We start from the raw sequence: 19,986 nt of genomic DNA, 5'->3' as shown, positions 1-19,986 counted from the left end.
TCGGTTATTCGGGGGGAAGGTCGAACGGATCGTCGGCACGCGCTTCGGACTTGCGACGAAGCTCGACGTTGCGTTCGGGGCGCGACTGGGTGCTGGGCTCGAGCAGCTGATCGGGTGCGGCAACCGTCGGCGCGCCATAGGCCTTCGGCGCTGGCGCGACGCCTTCGACCGGAACGAGCTTCTGGCGACTGCCACAGGCAGAGAGCGCCAGGACCACGGAAGCAGCAAGCAGCAGTTTCGGGGCACGCAGCATTGTCATTCTCCTGCCCCCGCGTCTGTGCCCAGCGCTGTTCGGGCGCGCGACACCTGCAACCGTACCTGATCGGGCGCGGTGCCGCCATAGCTGTTCCGGCTGGCGACCGATGCATCGACCGACAGCGCTGGATACACCGCCTCGCTGATCCGCGCGTCGATTGCCTGCAGGTCGGCGATCGGCAGCGTATCGAGCGCAACCCCGCGCTGTTCGGCAAGCTTGACCACCGCGCCGGTGATGTGGTGCGCCTCGCGGAACGGGATGCCCGCCTGCCGCACCAGCCAGTCGGCAAGATCGGTCGCGGTGGCAAAGCCGCGCTCGGTCGCCTTGCGCATGGCAGCGGTCTCGAAGGTGGTTTCAGCGATCATCCCGGTCATCGCCGCCAGGCTCAGCATCAGCAGGCCTTCGCATTCGAACACCGGCGGCTTGTCGTCCTGCATGTCCTTGGAATAAGCGAGCGGCAGCCCCTTCATCGTGATCATCAGCGCGGTCTGGCAGCCGATGATCCGCCCGGCATGGCCGCGCACCAGCTCGGCCGCATCGGGGTTGCGCTTCTGCGGCATGATCGACGATCCGGTCGAGAAGCTGTCGGGCAGCTTGACGAAGCCATAGGGCTGGCTCGCCCAGATGATGAACTCCTCGGCCAGCCGCGACAGGTGCAGCGCGCATTGCGAGGCGGCGCTAAGGTAATCGAGCGCGAAATCGCGATCCGAGACGGCATCGAGCGAGTTCGCGGTGGGCATGTCGAAGCCCAGCGCCGTAGCCGTGGCATTGCGGTCGATCGGGAAACCGGTACCGGCGAGCGCTGCCGATCCCAGCGGGCACTGGTTCATCCGCGCACGCGCAGCTGCAAAGCGGTCGCGATCGCGCGCGAACATCTCGTAATAAGCGAGCAGGTGGTGGCCCAGGGTCACCGGCTGCGCGATTTGCAGATGGGTGAACCCCGGCATGATCGCATCGGCATGCTCGTCGGCGCGTTCCACCAAAGCGCTCTGCAATGCCTTGAGCGCGGCATCGGCGGCATCGCAGGCATCGCGCACCCACAGGCGAAAGTCGGTCGCGACCTGGTCGTTGCGCGAGCGCGCGGTGTGCAGACGTCCGGCAGCAGGCCCGATCAGCTCGGCCAGCCGCGCCTCGACATGCATGTGAATGTCCTCGAGCGACCAGTCCTCGGTCACGCCGTTTGCGGCATATTCTTGCGCGATCTGCTTGAGACCGGCGCTGATCGCGTCGGCATCGTCGGCAGGAATGATCCCCTGTGCGCCCAGCATCGCGACATGCGCCAGCGAGCCATCGATATCCTGCCGCCACAGCGCCTTGTCGAACGGGATAGAGGCGTTTATGGCGCGCATCACGTCGGATGGCCCTGCAGCAAACCGTCCGCCCCACATGCTGTTGGAGTTGTTACCCATGCGTATCGCCCATTTATCCAGCAAGCGCATCTGGCCGGTGGTGGCCCTTGCCGCGCTGGCAACTGGCGCGTGCGATAAGCAATCCCCTGCCGGGGAGCAACCCGCAGGCACCGAAAAAACTTCACAGGTCGAAGCCCCTTCGATGCCTTTGTCAGGCACGCTCGATATTTCGCAGCGCGGCAAGGCGGCGCCCGATGTCAGTTTCAACGATCCCGACGGCAAGCCGACGACGCTCGCCGCGTTCAAGGGCAAGCCGGTGCTGGTCAACCTCTGGGCGACATGGTGCGGCCCATGCGTCGTCGAGATGCCAACGCTCGATGCGCTCGCAGCGCGCGAAAAGGACCGGCTGGTGGTGCTGACCGTGTCGCAGGACATGCAGAATCTCGACAAGATCAAGCCGTTCTTCGCCGAGCGAGGCTACAAGACGATCGAACCGTTCGTCGATCCCGAGAACAACCTGGGGTTCAGCTATATGACCGGCGTGATGCCGACCACGGTGCTGTACGATGCCGAGGGCAAAGAGGTGTGGCGGATGATCGGCGGGATGGACTGGAACGGCTCGCGTGCTTCGGCTCTGATGGAAGAGACGCTCGCCAAGGGCTGAGCGCCTCCGGGCGCTACATCAAAATCGGCATCATCACATGACAGCGTTTGCGCTGGTCTGTCCGCTTGGCGCGCGGCTGGCCGGACAGAACGCGTTTTTTGCCGATGCAGTCGTCCTGGACCGGTGCTGCCCGATCGACCGTCGCCAGCAATGGCGGAGCGGCGAGGATCGCACCAGACATCAGCAAGGCAAGGGTCATATGACTCGGCATAATGCTGTCTTGCCTCTGCTTGCCTGACCGGTTGCTGAACGAAACCTGTTGCTGCCGCAGCGTAGGTGCGCGGGCCTGGTCATCATCGACAGGGTTGGAGCAGGCGGATCATGGTGGGCGATGACAGGCTCGAACTGCCGACCCTCTCGGTGTAAACGAGATGCTCTACCAACTGAGCTAATCGCCCATGATCGCTTGAGTGTGGCGCCACTGCCATTTTTGATCCCCGATGGCAAGTGGCTTGATGCTTTCCATTGGAGCAGTCGCCAGCTAGGGCCGCTGCATTGACGTTTATTCCCTGGAGAATCATTATGCGCCCATCCGGCCGCGCCCCCGACGAAATGCGGACCATCAGCATCGAAACCGGCTTCACCAAGCACGCCGAGGGCAGCTGCCTGATCGGCTTTGGCGATACCAAGGTGCTGGTCACCGCGAGCATCGAGGAGCGGCTTCCGCCCTGGCTCAAGGGCAAGGGCGAAGGCTGGGTGACGGCGGAATATTCGATGCTGCCTCGCGCCACCCATACCCGCGGCCAGCGTGAAGCGGCCAAGGGCAAGCAATCGGGCCGCACCCAGGAAATCCAGCGCCTGATCGGCCGCTCGCTGCGCGCGGTTGTTGACCTGAAGAAGCTCGGCGAACGCCAGATCACGCTCGATTGCGACGTGATCCAGGCCGATGGCGGGACGCGTACCGCCTCGATTTCAGGAGCATGGGTCGCGCTTCGGCTCGCCGTCAACGGGCTGATGGCCAAGGGACTGCTCAAGGAAGACCCGATCACCGCCAAGGTCGCAGCGATCAGCTGCGGTATCCACCAGGGCACGCCGGTGCTCGACCTTGACTATATCGAGGATTCGAATGCCGATGCCGATGCCAATTTTGTGCTGATCGAGGGGGGCAACATCGCCGAGGCGCAGGCGACTGCCGAAGGCGCGCCGTATGACGAGGAAGCGCTGCTGCGGTTGCTGCGGCTGGCGCGGATGGGCTGCAACGAGATCTTCGCGGCGCAGGACCGCGCGGTTTCCTGATCGAAATGGCGGCGCGCAAACTCGAACCCGGTCGGCTGGTGATCGCCAGCCACAACCAGGGCAAGGTGCGCGAGATACGCGCATTGCTCGAGCCGTTCGGCATCGAGCCCGTGTCGGCGGGCGACCTTGGCCTGCCCGAGCCCGACGAGACCGGCACGACGTTTGCCGAGAACGCGCTGCTCAAGGCGCATGCCTCGGCACAGGCCTCAGGTTGCGTCGCGTTGGCCGATGACAGCGGGCTGTGCGTCGCGGCGCTCGGCGGCAGACCTGGCGTCTACACCGCCGACTGGGCCGAGCGACAATGGTTCGAGGGCGATCCGGGCCGCGATTGGTACATGGCGATGGGCAAGGTCGAGGGCCGCCTTGCCGAACTCGGCCCCGATGCCGACCGCAGCGCGTACTTCATCTGCACGCTGGCGCTGGCCTGGCCCGATGGCCATTCGCAAGTGTTCGAGGGCCGGGTGACCGGCGCGCTGACCTGGCCACCGCGCGGGACGCTGGGCTTCGGCTACGATCCGGTGTTCGTGGCGCAGGGCTTCGACCAAACCTTCGCCGAGCTCGACCCCGCGCACAAACACGCCATCAGCCACCGCGCCGATGCCTTCGCCAAGCTTGTCGAGGCCTGCTTTTGAGTGGTGACAAAGTCTCTCCCCTCCCGCCTGCGGGAGGGGTCGATCAGCGGCGTAAGTCGATGATCGGGGGTGGGCCTGAAATGCATGCCCACCCCGGCCTCGGCTTCGCCTCGCCCACCCCTCCCGCAGGCGGTAGGGGAGAGGCGTTGGCACTCTACATCCATTGGCCTTTCTGCGTCTCCAAATGCCCCTATTGCGACTTCAACAGCCATGTCCGCGAGGGTGTGGACGTGGCGCAATGGCAGGCCGCGCTGCTCGCCGACATGGCGTACGAGGCCGCGTTGCTGCCCGGGCGCGAGCTCGGATCGATCTTCTTCGGTGGTGGCACGCCCTCGCTGATGCCGCCTGAATTGGTGCAGGCGCTGATCGATCAGGCTTCAAGACATTGGCGTTTTGCCGGCGACATCGAGATCACACTCGAAGCCAATCCATCCTCGGTCGAATCCGCGCGGTTTGCCGACCTCGCGCTGGCCGGGGTCAACCGCGTGTCGCTGGGACTGCAGGCGCTCGACGATGATGTGCTTAGCTTTCTCGGCCGTGCGCATTCGGTGCGCGAAGCGCTGGCGGCGCTCGACATCGCGCAGGACCGCTTTGCCCGCGTCTCGTTCGACCTGATCTATGCCCGCCCCGGCCAGTCGCTTGCCGATTGGGAGCGCGAACTCACCCGCGCGCTGGGTTTCGGCACCGGGCACCTTTCGCTCTATCAGCTTACCATCGAGCCTGGGACGCGGTTCGAGACATTGGTCCGGCGCGGCGATTTGGTCCCGGCGGATGACGACCATTGCGCCGATCTGTTCGATCTTACCCGGCAGCTGACTGAGGCGGCGGGGCTCCCCGCCTATGAGATCAGCAACCACGCCCGCATTGGCGAGCAGAGCCGCCACAACCTCACCTATTGGCGCTATGGCGATTATGCCGGGATCGGCCCGGGCGCGCATGGGCGCCGCGGGTCGATGGCGACTGAGCGCCATCGCAAGCCGGAGAATTATCTCTCCGCGATCGACCGCAACGGCAACGGCCTTTCGGTCGAGCGCCCGCTTGATCCCGAAACCCAGGCGATGGAAGCGCTGCTAATGGGCTTGCGGCTCGCCGAGGGGCTGAACCTCGATCGGGTCGCCCAGCGGTCCGGCGTCGCGCAATCGGCGCTGATCCATGATGCTGCGACCGATCGGCTGATCCGGCTGGGCTTCGTCCTGCGCGAAGGCCAGCGGATTACGGTGACGCCGCAGGGCATGCCGCTGCTCGATGCGATCCTCGCCGAAGTGGTGGCGATTGAGCCCGCTGCCGTCGCCTGATACCCTGCCGCAGATGGCAGACCCCGCCCCTCCCCTGATCGCCCGGTGGCGCGCGCATTTGGCGGACAACCGTCGCCGTTCGCAGCACACCGTTCGCGCGTATGTTGCCACCGCCGAGCGGTTGACCGATTTTCTGGCCGAACACTGGGGTGAGACCCCGGATGCAACGGCGCTCAACGGCGTGACGCAGGCCGATCTGCGCGCCTTCCTGGCGGCGCGGCGCGGCGATGGCCTCGCCAACCGCAGCACCGCGCGCGAGCTGTCGGCGATCCGCGCCTTCCTGGCCTTTGCTGGCGAGCAGAGCGGCTCGGACAGCAACGCCCCGCGGATCAAGGGGCCCCGGATCAAGCGCAGCCTGCCGCGCCCGATCGCGCCCGATGACATCATGGCGCTGGGCGACGCGATGGCGGCGCGCGATGCGCCCGGCTGGGTGCAGGCGCGCGACTGGGCGGTGCTGCTGCTGCTCTATGGCGCGGGCCTGCGCATCAGCGAGGCGATGGGGCTCACCGGCGCGGTCCTGCCGCTCGGCGAGACGCTGCGCATCACCGGCAAGGGCAACAAGCAGCGCGTGGTGCCGGTGCTGCCGCAGTTGTGCGAGGCAATCGGCCAGTATGCCGCGCTCGCCCCGTTCGATCTCGCACCGGACGAGCCGCTGTTCCGGGGCACGCGCGGCGGACCGTTGTCGCCCGCTCTGGTGCGCCGCGCGATGATGCATGCGCGCAGGTTGTTGGGCCTGGCCGAGGACGCGACGCCGCACGCGCTGCGCCACAGCTTTGCGACGCACCTGCTGGCAGGCGGCGCGGACCTGCGCTCGCTGCAGGAACTGCTGGGTCATGCCAGCCTGTCCTCCACCCAGATCTATACCCAGGTCGATGCCGCGCATCTGCTCGATGTCTACGAGAATGCGCACCCAAGGGCTTGAGCTTGAGGCGGAGGTGGGGCGCGTGCGTCCCTCGACTTCGCTCGGGACAGACGGAGGTAGGGCACAGCCCGCTACCTCTCCGAGTTCCCGAGCGAAGTCGAGGGACGCAGAGCGCTACGATGCGCCTTGATCGGTCTTAACCGGCCGCCAGAAGATCACGCGCACCAGATAAATCACGAGGATAAGGCCGATCACCCCGGTCGATATCGGCCCGGTGTACTTGTCGATCTCGCCAAACCGCGACCCCAGCTGAAACCCGATCCCGGCGAATATCACGTTCCACAGCCCTGCCCCGGCAAAGGTCCACAGCAGGAATTTCACCCGGCCCATCTCGAAGATGCCGGCAGGAAGCGAGATCAGGGTGCGCACTGTCGGGATCATCCGGGCGAAAAAGATGGTCGAGGCGCCATGGCGATGGAAAAGCCCGTTGAACCGGTCGATCTCGCGCTGGTCGAGGGTCAGCCAGCGTCCCCAGCGCGCCACGAAATGGTCGAGCCGTTCATGGCCAAACGAGCGCCCGATCGCATACCAGAAATAATTGCCCGCGACCGATCCGATCGTGCCGGCCAGGATCATCAGCCACAGGTTGAAATTACCCTTGCCCGCCTCGATCCCGGCCAACCCCATGATCAGTTCGGACGGGATCGGCGGGAAGACATTTTCGAGCGCCATCAGCAGCGCGACACCCCAATATCCGCCATTGGCCACGAGATTCAGAATGAAATCGTTCATGTTCATGTCTTCAGGCGGGCCTCGATCGCATCCCAGATCATCCCGGCGACGTCGCTGTTGTTGAACGCGCCGATCGCGACGATGCCGGTGGGCGACGTGACGTTGATTTCGGTCAGCCATTTGCCGCCGATCACATCGATACCCACGAACAGCAGTCCGCGTTCCTTCAGTTCCGGTCCCATCGCGTCGCAAATTTCCTGTTCGCGTGTCGTCAGCGTGGCGGATTCGGCGTAACCGCCGACCGCGAGATTGGATCGGAACTCGCCTTCGCCCGGCTTGCGGTTGATCGCGCCGGCGACCTTGCCGTCGACCAGCACGATGCGCTTGTCGCCTTGCGCGACCTCGGGAAGGAAAGGCTGGACCATGAACGGCTCGCGCCAGATCTGGCCGAACAGCTCGACCAGCGCAGACAGGTTCGCCCCATCCTCGCCGACCAGGAACACCGCCTTGCCGCCATTGCCGTGCAGCGGCTTGACGACGATCGCGCCATGCTGCGCCTGAAAGCGCTTGACCTCATCGAGCGAGCGCGTGACCAGGGTCGGCGGCATGAAGCGCTCGAAATCGAGCACATAGACCTTTTCGGGGGCATTGCGCACCGATGCGGGGTCATTGACCACCAGCGTCCGACCCTTGAGCCGCTCGAGAATATGCGTCGCGGTGATATAGCCGACATCGAACGGCGGGTCCTGCCGCATCAGCACGACATCGACATCCTCGCCCAGATCGAGCCGCACCGGATCGCCGAAAGTGAAATGGTCGCCCTGAACGGCGCGCACCGTCACCGGGTGGGCATGGCACGTCACCTGGCCAGCCTCATAGGTCAGCGTTTCGACGTCATAGTGATAGAGCGTATAGCCGCGCGCCTGCGCCGAAAGCATCAGCGCGAAGCTGCTGTCGCCCTTGATGTTGATGCCGGGCATCGGGTCCATCTGTACCGCGATTTTCATGGAATGGCCTTTGCGTTAGGGATCGGAAGTGGCGCCAGGCGCTCAATCGCCCTGCCAGACGTGGGTCAGATGGCGTGGCAGGCGCCGCGGCGCAAGCAGGATCACGTCGATCCGTGCATCATCCCCCGCGCGGACATAGCGCGGCATCAGCGCGTCTGCAGCTGCCGCGACCCGGCGCAGGCGGTGATGATCGATGGCAAGGTCCAGCTCCTCGGCTGTCGCTCGGTGCTTGACCTCGACGAACGCGACCATCCGCCCGCGCCGCGCCACCAGATCGACCTCGCCAAACGGCGTGCGCACCCGCGTCGCCAATATCCGCCAGCCCTTGAGGCGAAGCCACCACCCCGCCAGCGTCTCGGCACGGCGACCGGCGGCTTCGGCCTGCTTGCGCCGGGCTTCAGCCATCGCTCGCCCGTTCGGCCATGATCCGCGCATACAGCGTCTTGCGATCGAGCCCGAAGCGGCGCGCGACCTCGCCTGCCGCCTTGCCCGGCGGCATGCTCGCCAGCGCCTCGGCAAGCGCGGCTTCGACCGCATCCTCGTCCGCCTCACCGGTGTCCGCGAGCGGCGGGCCGACGACCAACACGATCTCTCCCTTGGGGGTGACATCGGCATAATAGGTCGCGAGTTCCGACAGGGTGCCGGTGCGGGTTTCCTCGAACTTCTTGCTGATCTCGCGGACCACGGCGGCCTCGCGATCGCCCAATCCTGCATGCAGCGCGGCGAGACACGCGGCGATCCGCTTGGCGCTTTCATAGAACACCAAGGTGGCCGGGATCGCGGCGATGTCGGCGATCTCCTTGTCGCGCGCACCGGCCTTGTTGGGCAGGAAGCCGTGAAAGTAAAATCTGTCGGTTGGCAGGCCTGCCAGCGTCAGCGCGACGATCAGCGCGGATGGCCCGGGCACCGAATGGATCGCCACCCCTGCATCACGCGCCTCACGGACCAACTTGTAGCCGGGATCGGAGATCAGCGGCGTTCCGGCATCGCTGACCAGCGCGACTGGGCCCTGCAAGGCCGCGGCAATCAGCCGCTCGCGGTCGGCAGGCTTGGCATGGTCGTCATAACGCACCAGCGGCCGCTTGAAACCCAGATGGTGCAAAAGCCCGCCGGTGACTCGGCTATCTTCGCAGGCGATCAGATCAGCCTGTTCCAGCACCTGTCGGGCGCGTGTCGACAGATCACCAAGGTTGCCGATTGGTGTTGCAACGATATACAGGCCGGGTTCGGGATCATGATTCACGCGGATGTTCATGGACCGGCCGGGCGGGAGCGACAAGCTGTGAAACATCTCTATCGAAAATGGCAGGCAATTCTCATGCTGGTGCTCGGCACCATGTTCCTGGCGGCGTGCCAGACCATGGTCCCCAGGACGGCGCCGCCTTCCACCCCCAGCCAGCAGCCCGACCGGCCGACGACCCGCCCCGATGACGGCCCGATCACCGGCGTGCTGCCCAGCGACGCGACGCGGCACCGGATTGCCCTGCTGCTGCCGCTCTCAGGCAAGGATGCCGCCGTCGGCCAGTCGCTCGCCAATGCGACCACGCTTGCGCTGATGGACACCAAGGCCAGCAACATCCGCATCACCAGCTATGATACCGCACGCGGCGCGCTTCCCGCAGCGCAGCGCGCGATCGCCGACGGCAACCGGCTGATCCTCGGCCCGCTGCTGAGCGACGATGTCGTGGCGATCGCGTCTGTCGCCAACACCGCCAGGGTACCGATCATCAGCTATTCGAACGATGTCGGCGTTGCTGGCAACAACGTGTTCGTGATGGGCTATGTGCCCGCGCAGTCGATCGACCGCGTGGTGCGCCACGCCCGCTCGCAGGGCATCACCCGCTTTGCCGCCTTGGTCCCCGCAGGAACCTATGGCCAGCGCGCCTCGTCGGCGATGCTCGCCTCGGTCCAGGCCGCCGGCGGCACCGTGGTCGCGATGCAGAGCTATGCTGCGGGCAACGCCGCAATCACCACCGCGCTCAAGAAGATGCAGGCCGACAGCGCCTATGAAGCGATCCTGATCGCCGACAGCGGCGCCGCTGCAATCCGCATCGTCCCGCTGATCCGCGCGAATGGCGGCACCGATGCACGCATCCTGGGCACCGAATTGTGGAACACCGAACGCGCGCTGCCCGCCTCGGCCGCGATGCGCGGCGCATGGTTCGCCAGCGTCTCGGATGGCCTCTACCGCCAATACGCCACCAAATACCGCGCGCAGTTCGGCACCGATCCGTTCCGCCTCTCAACCCTGGGCTATGACAGCGTGCTGCTCACCACCCGCATCGCGCGCGACTGGAAGCCCGGCACCCCCTTCCCGATGGACCGCCTGCGCGACAGCGGCGGCTTCATCGGCCTCGACGGCGCCTTCCGCTTCAGCCGCGGCGGCGTAGCCGAGCGATTGCTCGAAGTTCAGCAGGTGGGAGCGGGTTCGCTGACGGTGGCGTCGCCTGCACCGAAGAGCTTTGCGGATTGAGGGTACGATCGCTTCGTTGCGACAATTGGTAAATGCACATTTAGGTAACATTTATGCCAATTTTCCGATTTATTCGCAATCGGTGGCAAGTATGGGATATTGCACGCCGCCAGAAAATATTGAGCGCTGAAATAGTAATGACCGACGAGGAGGCGCTACGAATGAGACTAGCGTTGGTTGGTGCACTAATCATCGTTTGGACCCACGTTGAATCACTAATCGACCAAATGAATGAATTAATTTTCACGAACGGAGGAAAATCTTCGATACAGAAGAAAATACCGCAAAATTTTTCAGAGAAGCTTAAGTTTTTTAAAGAAGGGCACCGTACCCTTCCATGGTTAAATAGTTTAACTGCCCAAGCTGATATGCTCATATCATTGGCTTCAGATCATTCGGCCGAAAGGCATCATTTGGTTCACGGTATCGCCAGAAACATTACCTCTCGAGATATTGACCTGGTAATTGTACGAAATCAATACACCGCCGAAGGCATCAAAAAAAACGAAGTATTATTTTCCCCTGATAAATTCACAAATTTATCGACAAACTTAATTCAACTTATTGGCGCCATGGATCAACATTTGGATTTGATGCAAGAATTATTAAATAAAAAGTTTACTTAGCTAAATATTAAGACTCAAAAAAACTATATAAACTACAATTTTTAATTTTCGTTGAAGATGTTAACCCGGATTTTGCTGAGTTCTGCTTGAACCGTCTCGCTGATTTTTTCAGCAGGCAGGTTTGAATTACGCGCATGTATATCATGTACTACAGCGCGCATAATCTCCCGGTTGACCGCGTCTTCTACAAAGCGGGAGAGGTCACCTCGGCGGGCACCGCGCGAGGCCAGCAATGTGCGCAGGGCAACATCGGTTTCGCGCGAAACCTTGAGGTTCCAGCGTACCGGTTCAACGGGCTGTGCGTTCGTCCGCTTGACCATGGCGACGCTTATACATCAAGCGCCGCCATGTCACAATGTTACCAGCCTGCATGCGAGGCCGCGTAACCCCTCAACCAATCGTCTGACCGGTCTTCGCCCAATCGGCCATGAAGCCTTCGATGCCCTTGTCGGTCAGCACGTGCTTGAACAGGTTGCGGATCACTGCGGGCGGCATGGTGGCGACGTCGGCGCCGATGCGGGCGGATTCAAGCACGTGGATCGGGTGGCGGATCGAGGCGACGAGGATTTCGGTTTCGAACGCGTAGTTGTCGTAGATCAGCCGGATGTCCTCGATCAGCGCCATGCCGTCGAAGCCGTTGTCGTCGTGGCGTCCGACGAAGGGCGAGATGAAGCTGGCGCCGGCCTTGGCGGCGAGCAGTGCCTGGTTGGCGGAGAAGCACAGGGTCACGTTGACCAGGGTGCCGTCATCGGTCAGCTTCTTGCAGGTCTTGAGGCCATCGAGCGTCAACGGCACCTTGATCGCGACGTTGTCGGCGATCTTGCGCAGGATTTCGGCTTCCTTCATCATCGTCTCATGGTCGAGCGCGACGACTTCGGCCGAAACCGGCCCTTCGACCAGAGCGCAGATTTCCTTGGTCACCTCGAGGAAATTGAGGCCCGACTTGGCGATCAGCGAGGGATTGGTGGTCACGCCATCGAGCAGCCCGGTGGCGGCCAGATCGGCGATTTCGGCGGTGTCTGCGGTATCGACGAAGAATTTCATGGGCGTGGCTCCAGATGGCTGGGTGGGTGCGATTCGTGACGCCGCTATAGCGCGGGCGGCGGGCGGGGTTAACTGAATAAGGGGCGGCGATCCTGCTCTCTCCCCTTCAGGGGAGAGATACGAAGGCTTGCGTGCGCCGCGCGCTAGCCGAAGTTGAGGGGGGCCGCGATTGCCCCTCTCTGCTGCGACTATGGCAGCAAGCTGCCAAGTCTCGCGTCTCTCCCCTGAAGGGGAGAGAGCAGAACAGTCCAATGCTATACGCGCCGCCCCACACCGCCTATGCAGGCCCCATCATGAATCGTGTCCGTGTCCTTTTGCTCAACGCCGCTGTCGGCCCGTTCGATTACAGCGTGCCTGCGGGCATGGAGCTGCCAGCAGGATCGGTGGTGCAGGTGCCGTTGGGGCCGCGGCGGATCGATGGGATCGTGTGGGATGCCGAGGCCCTCGACACGCAGGAGGTCGAGGCGAGCCGGTTGCGCCCGGTGGCCGAGCGCTATGACATACCGCCGTTGTCGGCACCGTTGCGCCGCCTGATCGACTGGACCGCCGATTATTACCTCGCGCCGACGGCCGCCGTGGCGCGGATGACATTGCCCAGCGGATCATTGCTCGGCCCGGGCCGCGCGATCACCGAATACCGGCTGACCGGCACCGCCCCTGCCCGGATGACCCCGCAACGGCAGATTGCGATTCAGAAGCTGCAGCACGCGCAGGCGACGGTGCGTGAACTCGCAGCACAGGCGGGCGTGTCCGAAGGCGTGATCCGGTCGATGGTGCAATCGGGCGCGATGGAGGCGGTCGAGGTGCCGGTCGACCGGCCCTATCCGCGCCCCGACCCTGATCACATCACGCCCGCGCTTAACGACGAGCAGAGCGAGGCCGCAACCCGGCTGGCGCAGGCGGTCGCGGCATCCGAACCGACCCCGTTCCTGCTCGATGGTGTGACCGGATCGGGCAAGACCGAGGTCTATTTCGAGGCGATCGCGCAGGCGCTGCGGCAGGACAAGCAGACGCTGCTGCTGCTGCCGGAGATCGCGCTGACCCAGCCTTTCCTCACCCGCATCGAGGCGCGCTTCGGCGCGACGCCGGTCGCCTGGCATTCGGGGCTCAAGCACACCGAGCGGCGCAGGGCGTGGAACGCGATCATCGGCGGCGATGCGCGGATCATCGTCGGCGCGCGCTCTGCGCTGTTCCTGCCTTATGCGGACCTGGGCGTAATCATCGTGGATGAGGCGCACGAGACGAGTTTCAAGCAGGAGGATGGCGTGCGCTACAACGCGCGCGACGTCGCGGTGATGCGCGGGCTGTTCGAGCGCTGCCCGGTGGTGCTGTCGAGCGCGACGCCTGCGCTCGAGAGCCGGGTGATGGCCGAGGCCGGGCGTTATGAGGCGCTCCTTCTCACCCACCGTTATGGCGGCGCGCAACTGCCCAAGATCGCGCTGATCGATCTCACCGAAAACCCGCCACCGCGCGGCCAGTGGATTGCGCCGCCGCTGCTCGACGCGATGCGCGAACGGCTTGAGCGCGGCGAGCAGACCTTGCTGTTCCTCAACCGGCGCGGCTATGCCCCGCTGACCTTGTGCCGAAACTGCGGTCACCGGTTCAAATGCCCCAATTGCAGCGCCTGGATGGTCGATCACCGACTCTCGGGACGGCTCGCCTGCCACCATTGCGGGCATGCCGAGCCTTCGCCCAGCGCCTGCCCCGAATGCGGCGAGAGCGATTGCCTGGTTGCCTGCGGCCCGGGGGTCGAGCGGATCGCCGACGAGGTCGCTGCATTGTTCCCCGAGGCGCGCCGCGCGATCGTGACATCGGATACCATCTGGTCGCCCGAGAAAGCCGCCGAGTTCGTCGCGGCGGTCGAGGCGCAGGCGATCGACATCATCATCGGCACGCAGCTTGTCACCAAGGGCTATCACTTCCCCAACCTGACCCTGGTCGGAGTGATCGACGCCGATATCGGGCTCGAGGGCGGCGACCTGCGCGCGGGCGAGCGTACCTTCCAGCAGATCGCCCAGGTCTCGGGCCGCGCCGGACGCGCCGCCAAGCCGGGCGAGGTGTTCCTGCAGACCCGCCACCCCGATGCGCCGGTGATCGACGCTTTGGTGCAGGGCGACCGCGAGGCGTTCTACACCGCCGAAACCCAGGCGCGGCGCGATGCCAACGTGCCGCCGTTCGGGCGACTGGCGGCGATCATCATCTCGTCCGAGGACCATGACGAGGCGCGCGATGCGGCGCGGCAGACCGGCGCCAGCGCACCCGAGCTCGATGGATTTGCGGTCTATGGCCCCGCCCCTGCGCCGCTCTCGCTGCTGCGCGGGCGGCACCGTTTCCGGCTGCTGGTCCACGCCCGGCGCAACGTCGAGATGCAGCGGATCATCCGCGAATGGCTCGGCCCGATGCGCTGGCCACAGGGGGTGCGCGTCGCGGTCGATGTCGATCCCTATAGCTTTGTGTGATCGCGACGCTATGAGGTTGCGGCCATGAACCCGATGCGCCTTTTCGCCCTGATGATCGCCGCCTGTACGGCCCTGCTGGCCGCCCCGCTGGCTGCAGACCCCAACGATATCCAGGCCGCCAGCCGGTCCGTCGTGCGGGTCGTGCTGGTCGCCGAAGAGGGCGGCGAGACCTTCTATGTCGGGCATGGCAGCGGCTTTGCGGTGGCGCCCGACAAGATCGTCACCAATGCGCATCTGGTTGCGCCGATGCGCGAGGATTCGACCATCCGCATCGGCATCATCCCTTCGGAAGGCTCGACCACGTATGGCGGCAAGATCGTCGCGCTTTCGGTGCGCAACGATCTGGCGCTGATCGAGGTCGACAAGGGCCGACTGCCCAGCCTGGCGCTGATCGCCAGCCCGCTGGAGGACGGCGCACAGGTGATGGCGATCGGCTATCCCGCCGCGGTCGACCGCGCGCAGGGCCTTGATGCACGCGAGACCGTAGCGCCGATGGCTCCGGTCAAGACCCCGGGCGTGATCTCGGGCGGACGCACGACCCGCGATTTCGATACCATCCTTCACACCGCCGCGCTCGCCAAGGGCAACAGCGGCGGTCCGCTGGTCGATCTGTGCGGCCGCGTCGCCGGGGTGAACAGCTTCGGCTCGCTCTCGGACGGCAACGACGCCGAATATGGCTTTGCGGTCTCGAACCGCGAGCTGTTCGGCTTCCTGCGCTCGGCCAAGGTCGATTACCGGCTGGCCGATGCGCCGTGCCGTTCGGTGGCCGAACTCTCCGCCGAAGAGCGCGCGCGATCGGCCGAGGCGGCGGAAGCCGCGCGCGCACGCCTGCTGGCTGATCGGGTCGAGCGGCGAGACCTGGAAGAGAACGCGCTGCGCGATGCCGAGCACGCCATCATTGCCGCACGCGAAAATCACATCGCGTTCGTGGCGTTGATGCTTGTGCTGGCGGGTATAGCTGGCGGCGCGACCTTCGTTCTGCATGAGCGCGGGGACCTCGAGAAGCGCAGGATCGCTGCAGGCATCGGCGGCGCCCTTGTGCTTGCAGCGGCGCTCGGCCTTGCTATGCGCCCCGGCTTCAACCAGGCCGAAGACATCGCGATCGCCGCGCTGAAATCCACCGCGACCAAGGATGAGACCGCCCAGCGTTCCGCCGACGGGCTGTATATCTGCAACATCGTGCCCGACCGCAGCCGCATCATCGGTGCCAGCCCGCAACCGGTCGAGCTTGGATGGACGTCCGACGGCTGTGTCAACGACCGCACCCAATATGGCCGCGACGCCGATGGCTGGACCCGGGTGTTCGTGCCCAACGAAGACCAGACGGTGTCGATCAACCGGTTCAATCCCGACACCAGTGAATTCCGCACCGAGAATTTCCAGCTTGGCCTTGCTGCGATGCAGTCCGCGCGCAAGATCCGTGGACGGTATTCGAACAATGCCTGCACCACCGACCCCGATGCGATGGCCGATCTCGAGGATATGCAGAAAGCACTGCGCCAGGCACTGCCTGCCCAGCCTAATGAGGTTCTGGTCTACAGCTGCAACGCCAAGGCGCCAGCGGCGAAATAACGCCGGTCTCAGTCAGATTCGCGCTTGAGCAGTTCGATCTTGATCGGCAGGCCGTAGGCATAGCCGCCAAGCGTCCCGTCGGTACGCAGCGCGCGATGGCATGGGATCAGCACCGCGACCGGATTGGCACCGCATGCCGACCCCACCGCGCGCACCGCCTTGGGCTTGCCGATGCTGGCGGCGATCTGGGCATAGCTGCGCGTTTCGCCTGGCGGGATATCCGAGAGCGCCTGCCAGACCGCATGCTGAAATGCCGTACCGCGCACGTCGAGCGGAACGGCAGCCCCTGTTGCAGGCGTTTCGATGCTGGCTAGCACCGCTGCGAGCATATCGGCCTCCTCCCCGCCCGCCTGGTTCAGCACCGCAGCCGGAAAGCGCGCGGCCAGCGCTTCGGGGCCTTCATCAAACGACAGGCGGCACACGCCCTTGTCGGTCCACGCCAGCAGCAGCCGGCCAAGGCTTGTTTCATTCTGCGTCCAGTGGATGACAACACCTGCGCCGCCGTTCTTCCAAACCGAAGGGTGCATGCCGATCCGACCTTTCATCGATTCGTAAAAGCGCGAGGGGCCGCTGAACCCCGCATCATAGATCGCATCGGTGACGCGCGCGCTGCCGGTCAGCGCCTCGCGCGCCCGCTCTTCGCGCAAGGCACGCGCATAGGCGGCGGGCGACAGACCCGTGTGGCGGGTGAACAGCCGCTGGAAGTGCGCTGGCGAATAGCCGCACCGGGCCGCCAGAGCCGCCAGCGCCAGCGGCTCTTCGCTCGAACGGATGGCGTTGATCGCGGCCAGCACGGCAGCCTCGTCGCGTGCAACATCGTCGGGCAGGCACCGCTTGCAGGGGCGCAGACCTGTTGCCCGCGCCGCATCACCGTCGGCGAAAAAGCGCACATTGCCCCGCGCCGGGTGCCGCGCGGCGCACGATGGGCGGCAATAGATGCCGGTGGTGAGCACGCCTGTCACGAAGCGCCCATCAAAGCTGCGGTCGCGGCGCATCACGGCATCCCAGGCGATTGCCTCGTCGATCATCGTGTCGGGCATCATGCCGCGCCGCCCGATGCTGACACGCTAGTGTGTCGAACAGCGACGGCCTGGCCATAGGCCATGGCAGCGCCAATCGGATGTCGGGCAGGATTGAGGTCGATCAACGGGCATCTCCAGACAAGGCTATGCCCGACGTTTAGCGCAACGCTTTACGCGGCGCGTCCCGGATCATGCGTTCAAACCGGAAAAAAATCAGGCCGACCGGACCGCTTCTGCCAGATGCTGCATCTGCGCGCGCAACTCTTGCGACTGGCGCGCGACGTCCTCGGCGGTCTGGCTGAGCGCGTCCGCCGACAGGTTGGCGCGAGATGACTTTTCCTTGAGTTCGGTCATCTGCGCCATCACCTCGTGGCTACCATCGAGAACGTCGCGGATGGCAGCGAGGATATCGCTGCTGGCGCGATGCTGGTCGGAGACGGCCTGGTCGATCTGGTCGGCGTTCCGGCGGATCATGTCGACATGGCCATCGACCGAGACGATGGCGCCAGAAACCTCGCGGGTCATGCTGGCGATGCTGCCAAGCCGGTTCTCGACCGATGCCGCTGCGCTCTGGGTCTGGTTGGCGAGGTTCTTGACCTCCTGCGCCACGACAGCAAATCCGCGCCCCGCCTCCCCTGCCCGCGCAGCCTCGATCGTGGCGTTGAGCGCGAGAAGATTGGTCTGCTTGGCGATATGGGTGATCAGAGAAAGGATATCGGAGATTTCTCCCGCGACCGCCTGCAGCTGGTCGGCGGTTTCGCGGCTCGTCCGGCTGGCGGCGTGCGCGTCGTAGATGTTGCGGGTGCTGTCGGCGACCAGTTCGCGCACTTCGCCGCCGGTATCCTGCAGGCGCCGGCCATGCTTGTCGATCGCCTGCATCGATACCGTAGCCTGATTCGCGTTGCCGGCGATAAACACGCTGTAGTCCTGGGTCTGCGATGCGTTGACCTTCATCATTTGCGCACCCTCGCGCATTCCCTGAGCGGCCTGGGCCAGATTGTCGGACAGCTCCGACAACCGTGCCTCGTGACTGGCAAACAGCCGGTCAAGCTCGAGCGCCCGGCGCGCGCGCTCCTGCTGCCGGTCGATCTGCTCGCGCTGCAGCTGGAGCTGGGCGGCCTGACGCGCCTTTTCCGCCATCAGCGCGCGATCCGCCTTGGCATGCGAGCGCTGGATCGCCCGGGCAATCGCGCCGATCTCGTCGCGGCGGCGCAATCCCAGTTCCTTGACCGCGACGGCATCGCGATTCTCGGGCAGCGCGTATTGCCCGAGCGCCGACAGCGGCACCAGGAAATCGCGGTTGGTGTACCGGACGCACCAGTGGACGAACAGGCCCGCGATCAGCATCAGGAGCGCCGAAAACACCAGTGCAGCGATGTAGACATTGCGCAAAAACGAGAGCTGGACCACCGCGCGCTGCCGCATCAGATCGATCGCGTTCTGGCTGGTGACCAGCATCGGATCGAGGCCCCGGTGCAGATCGCTGGAGATGAAATAGTCCATCTGGTCGATGGCATCCGCCTCGAGAAGTTTGCGCAGCTTGGCCTTGGCGGCATCGGCCGTCTTGCGGTTGCGCCGCAGCTCGGCCATCAGTTGCGGGAATTCATCGACAAAGTCGCTGGTCTCCAGCTTGTTCCAGGTCAGGTCTACCTTGCGCTCCATCGCATCGAGCGCGCTGAGCCCGCTTTCGGGCGGCATCACGCCCGATTTCACCTTGTATGAAACAGACAGCGACTCCCGATAGCCGTCAATCACCACCTGCAACCGAACAGTCGGCTGGATTCGCCCTTCGAGCAGGTGCGCGGTGGTGTACTGCGTCATCGCGACGACGCCGATCGCGCCCGCCGCAAGCAGCGCCAGCAGCCCCAGCATCACCGTCAGCCCCAACCGCACCTTGGCATGCACGTTCAATCGGGCAAGGCGGGCGAGCAACTCGGTCCGCTTGAGGGCAATTTTCGACATATTGGTCCGCGATTCCATCCAGAGCCCGTGATCGGCTCTTCCCTGCTGCAAAATGGCCGAATGGTCCCAAGATTTGGTAAACAAAGCTTTCACATTTCCGACGCAAACCGCAGGAATTGGGCGGCTGCAGGCTTTGAGCCGCGATGTTTACCCCTGTCTTGCAATGCAGCATGATGAGTGCTAACCGCCGCGCCGACAGGTGGGGAAGCCGATGCTTTCCGCGATCGCCTGCAGCAATAAACATCACGGCAAGGGAAAGCATTCGCGTGGACATTTCCGGCGGGATACAAGCCAGTCTGGCGGGGCGCTATGCCTCTGCTCTCTTTTCGCTGGCGCGCGATGAGAAGCAACTGGCCGAGGTCGAGGCCAGCGTTGCGACGCTGCGCGCGGCGTTGAACGAGTCAACCGATTTCATGGCGATGACCAAGAGCCAGACGATCAGCCGCGGCGCCGCCGAAAAGGTGGTCGAGGCGCTGACCACCACGCTCCGGCTTGATAGCCTGACCGGCAACCTGCTGGGCGTGCTCGCCCACAATCGCCGGCTGGGCCAGCTGTCCAATATCCTTGCCGCTTTCGACATGATGGTCGCAGCGCACCGGGGTGAAGTGACCGCCGAGGTCACCTCCGCTTTCCCGCTTTCGGAAAGCCAGATCGACGAAATCCGCAAGCAGCTGAAGGACCGCGCCGGTCACAGCATCAAGATCACCGCCAAGGTCGATCCGTCCATCCTGGGCGGCCTGATTGTCCGCATGGGCAGCCAGATGATCGACTCCAGCATCAAGACCCGTCTCAACA

At 64.6% G+C, this 19,986-nt stretch carries 21 protein-coding genes and 1 tRNA gene; 10 read left to right on the top strand and 12 right to left on the bottom strand.

Features of this window, described 5'->3' with window-relative positions; genetic code table 11:
- Positions 1–4 precede the first annotated feature (4 nt).
- Together ACK4R0_RS16400 and argH are read right to left on the bottom strand one after the other, a co-directional pair.
- Positions 5–253, bottom strand: a complete 249-nt coding sequence (locus ACK4R0_RS16400) for a hypothetical protein (RefSeq protein WP_409676516.1) — start codon at positions 251–253, stop codon at positions 5–7.
- A 2-nt stretch (positions 254–255) separates the two neighbouring features.
- On the bottom strand, positions 256–1,644 hold the full coding sequence (argH, locus tag ACK4R0_RS16395; protein WP_409676560.1) for an argininosuccinate lyase: 1,389 nt from the start codon (positions 1,642–1,644) through the stop codon (positions 256–258).
- A 19-nt stretch (positions 1,645–1,663) separates the two neighbouring features.
- Here argH and ACK4R0_RS16390 point away from each other — a divergent pair, with 19 nt between their 5' ends.
- On the top strand, positions 1,664–2,269 hold the full coding sequence (locus tag ACK4R0_RS16390; RefSeq protein ID WP_409676513.1) for a TlpA family protein disulfide reductase: 606 nt from the start codon (positions 1,664–1,666) through the stop codon (positions 2,267–2,269).
- A 13-nt stretch (positions 2,270–2,282) separates the two neighbouring features.
- On the opposite strand, the gene ACK4R0_RS16385 is transcribed toward ACK4R0_RS16390, so the two are convergent.
- Together ACK4R0_RS16385 and ACK4R0_RS16380 are read right to left on the bottom strand one after the other, a co-directional pair.
- A complete protein-coding gene (locus ACK4R0_RS16385; protein WP_409676510.1) occupies positions 2,283–2,468 on the bottom strand; it encodes a hypothetical protein in 186 nt (61 codons plus the stop codon).
- A gap of 123 nt (positions 2,469–2,591) precedes the next feature.
- Positions 2,592–2,667, bottom strand: a tRNA-Val gene (locus ACK4R0_RS16380).
- A 124-nt stretch (positions 2,668–2,791) separates the two neighbouring features.
- Here ACK4R0_RS16380 and rph point away from each other — a divergent pair.
- The 4 genes from rph to ACK4R0_RS16360 all read left to right on the top strand — a co-directional run bounded on the left by rph (position 2,792) and on the right by ACK4R0_RS16360 (position 6,354).
- Positions 2,792–3,505, top strand: coding sequence for a ribonuclease PH (rph, locus tag ACK4R0_RS16375; RefSeq protein WP_409676507.1), 714 nt, complete (start codon positions 2,792–2,794; stop codon positions 3,503–3,505).
- Positions 3,506–3,510: 5 nt separating this feature from the next.
- Positions 3,511–4,137: an RdgB/HAM1 family non-canonical purine NTP pyrophosphatase gene (gene rdgB / locus ACK4R0_RS16370; RefSeq protein ID WP_409676504.1), complete on the top strand. Its 627-nt coding sequence runs from the start codon at positions 3,511–3,513 to the stop codon at positions 4,135–4,137.
- Positions 4,138–4,217: 80 nt separating this feature from the next.
- Positions 4,218–5,432, top strand: a complete 1,215-nt coding sequence (hemW, locus tag ACK4R0_RS16365; protein WP_409676501.1) for a radical SAM family heme chaperone HemW — start codon at positions 4,218–4,220, stop codon at positions 5,430–5,432.
- Between the two features lie 13 nt (positions 5,433–5,445).
- Positions 5,446–6,354, top strand: a complete 909-nt coding sequence (locus tag ACK4R0_RS16360) for a tyrosine recombinase XerC (RefSeq protein WP_409676498.1) — start codon at positions 5,446–5,448, stop codon at positions 6,352–6,354.
- Positions 6,355–6,468: 114 nt separating this feature from the next.
- Here ACK4R0_RS16360 and ACK4R0_RS16355 read toward each other — a convergent pair whose 3' ends face one another.
- The 4 genes from ACK4R0_RS16355 to rsmI are packed head-to-tail and all read right to left on the bottom strand — an operon-like array spanning position 6,469 to position 9,288.
- Entirely contained in the window at positions 6,469–7,086 is a 618-nt protein-coding gene (locus ACK4R0_RS16355; protein WP_409676495.1) for a DedA family protein, read from the bottom strand.
- 2 nt (positions 7,087–7,088) lie between these two features.
- Positions 7,089–8,033 (bottom strand): glutathione synthase, encoded by a 945-nt coding sequence (gene gshB, locus ACK4R0_RS16350; protein ID WP_409676492.1) that lies wholly within the window; start codon positions 8,031–8,033, stop codon positions 7,089–7,091.
- Between the two features lie 42 nt (positions 8,034–8,075).
- Positions 8,076–8,438: a YraN family protein gene (locus tag ACK4R0_RS16345; RefSeq protein ID WP_409676489.1), complete on the bottom strand. Its 363-nt coding sequence runs from the start codon at positions 8,436–8,438 to the stop codon at positions 8,076–8,078.
- Positions 8,431–9,288, bottom strand: coding sequence for a 16S rRNA (cytidine(1402)-2'-O)-methyltransferase (gene rsmI, locus ACK4R0_RS16340; RefSeq protein ID WP_409676486.1), 858 nt, complete (start codon positions 9,286–9,288; stop codon positions 8,431–8,433). The genes ACK4R0_RS16345 and rsmI overlap by 8 nt, the downstream gene beginning before the upstream one ends.
- A gap of 27 nt (positions 9,289–9,315) precedes the next feature.
- On the opposite strand from rsmI, the gene ACK4R0_RS16335 reads away from it, so the two are divergent.
- Together ACK4R0_RS16335 and ACK4R0_RS16330 are read left to right on the top strand one after the other, a co-directional pair.
- Positions 9,316–10,506 (top strand): penicillin-binding protein activator, encoded by a 1,191-nt coding sequence (locus ACK4R0_RS16335; protein WP_409676483.1) that lies wholly within the window; start codon positions 9,316–9,318, stop codon positions 10,504–10,506.
- Positions 10,507–10,643: 137 nt separating this feature from the next.
- Complete coding sequence (locus ACK4R0_RS16330) at positions 10,644–11,132, top strand: hypothetical protein (protein WP_409676481.1); 489 nt, start codon at positions 10,644–10,646, stop codon at positions 11,130–11,132.
- A gap of 41 nt (positions 11,133–11,173) precedes the next feature.
- On the opposite strand, the gene ACK4R0_RS16325 is transcribed toward ACK4R0_RS16330, so the two are convergent.
- Together ACK4R0_RS16325 and fsa are read right to left on the bottom strand one after the other, a co-directional pair.
- Entirely contained in the window at positions 11,174–11,452 is a 279-nt protein-coding gene (locus ACK4R0_RS16325; RefSeq protein WP_409676478.1) for a ribbon-helix-helix domain-containing protein, read from the bottom strand.
- Positions 11,453–11,522: 70 nt separating this feature from the next.
- Positions 11,523–12,176 carry a fructose-6-phosphate aldolase gene (gene fsa / locus ACK4R0_RS16320; RefSeq protein WP_409676475.1) on the bottom strand — a complete coding sequence of 218 codons (654 nt, stop codon included), beginning with the start codon at positions 12,174–12,176 and terminating at the stop codon, positions 11,523–11,525.
- Positions 12,177–12,469: 293 nt separating this feature from the next.
- On the opposite strand from fsa, the gene ACK4R0_RS16315 reads away from it, so the two are divergent.
- Entirely contained in the window at positions 12,470–14,635 is a 2,166-nt protein-coding gene (locus ACK4R0_RS16315) for a primosomal protein N' (protein WP_409676472.1), read from the top strand.
- Positions 14,636–14,668: 33 nt separating this feature from the next.
- A complete protein-coding gene (locus ACK4R0_RS16310; RefSeq protein WP_409676469.1) occupies positions 14,669–16,207 on the top strand; it encodes a S1C family serine protease in 1,539 nt (512 codons plus the stop codon).
- A gap of 8 nt (positions 16,208–16,215) precedes the next feature.
- Here ACK4R0_RS16310 and ada read toward each other — a convergent pair whose 3' ends face one another.
- Complete coding sequence (gene ada, locus ACK4R0_RS16305) at positions 16,216–17,250, bottom strand: bifunctional DNA-binding transcriptional regulator/O6-methylguanine-DNA methyltransferase Ada (protein WP_409676466.1); 1,035 nt, start codon at positions 17,248–17,250, stop codon at positions 16,216–16,218.
- 192 nt (positions 17,251–17,442) lie between these two features.
- Positions 17,443–19,191 carry a methyl-accepting chemotaxis protein gene (locus ACK4R0_RS16300; RefSeq protein WP_409676463.1) on the bottom strand — a complete coding sequence of 583 codons (1,749 nt, stop codon included), beginning with the start codon at positions 19,189–19,191 and terminating at the stop codon, positions 17,443–17,445.
- A 266-nt stretch (positions 19,192–19,457) separates the two neighbouring features.
- Here ACK4R0_RS16300 and ACK4R0_RS16295 point away from each other — a divergent pair.
- A partial coding sequence (locus ACK4R0_RS16295) for a F0F1 ATP synthase subunit delta (RefSeq protein ID WP_409676460.1) occupies positions 19,458–19,986 on the top strand: 529 nt, incomplete at its 3' end.

It is taken from the genome of Blastomonas sp., assembly GCF_046294995.1.
Lineage (GTDB): Bacteria > Pseudomonadota > Alphaproteobacteria > Sphingomonadales > Sphingomonadaceae > Blastomonas.
This window is presented reverse-complemented; position numbering and strand designations above follow the sequence as displayed.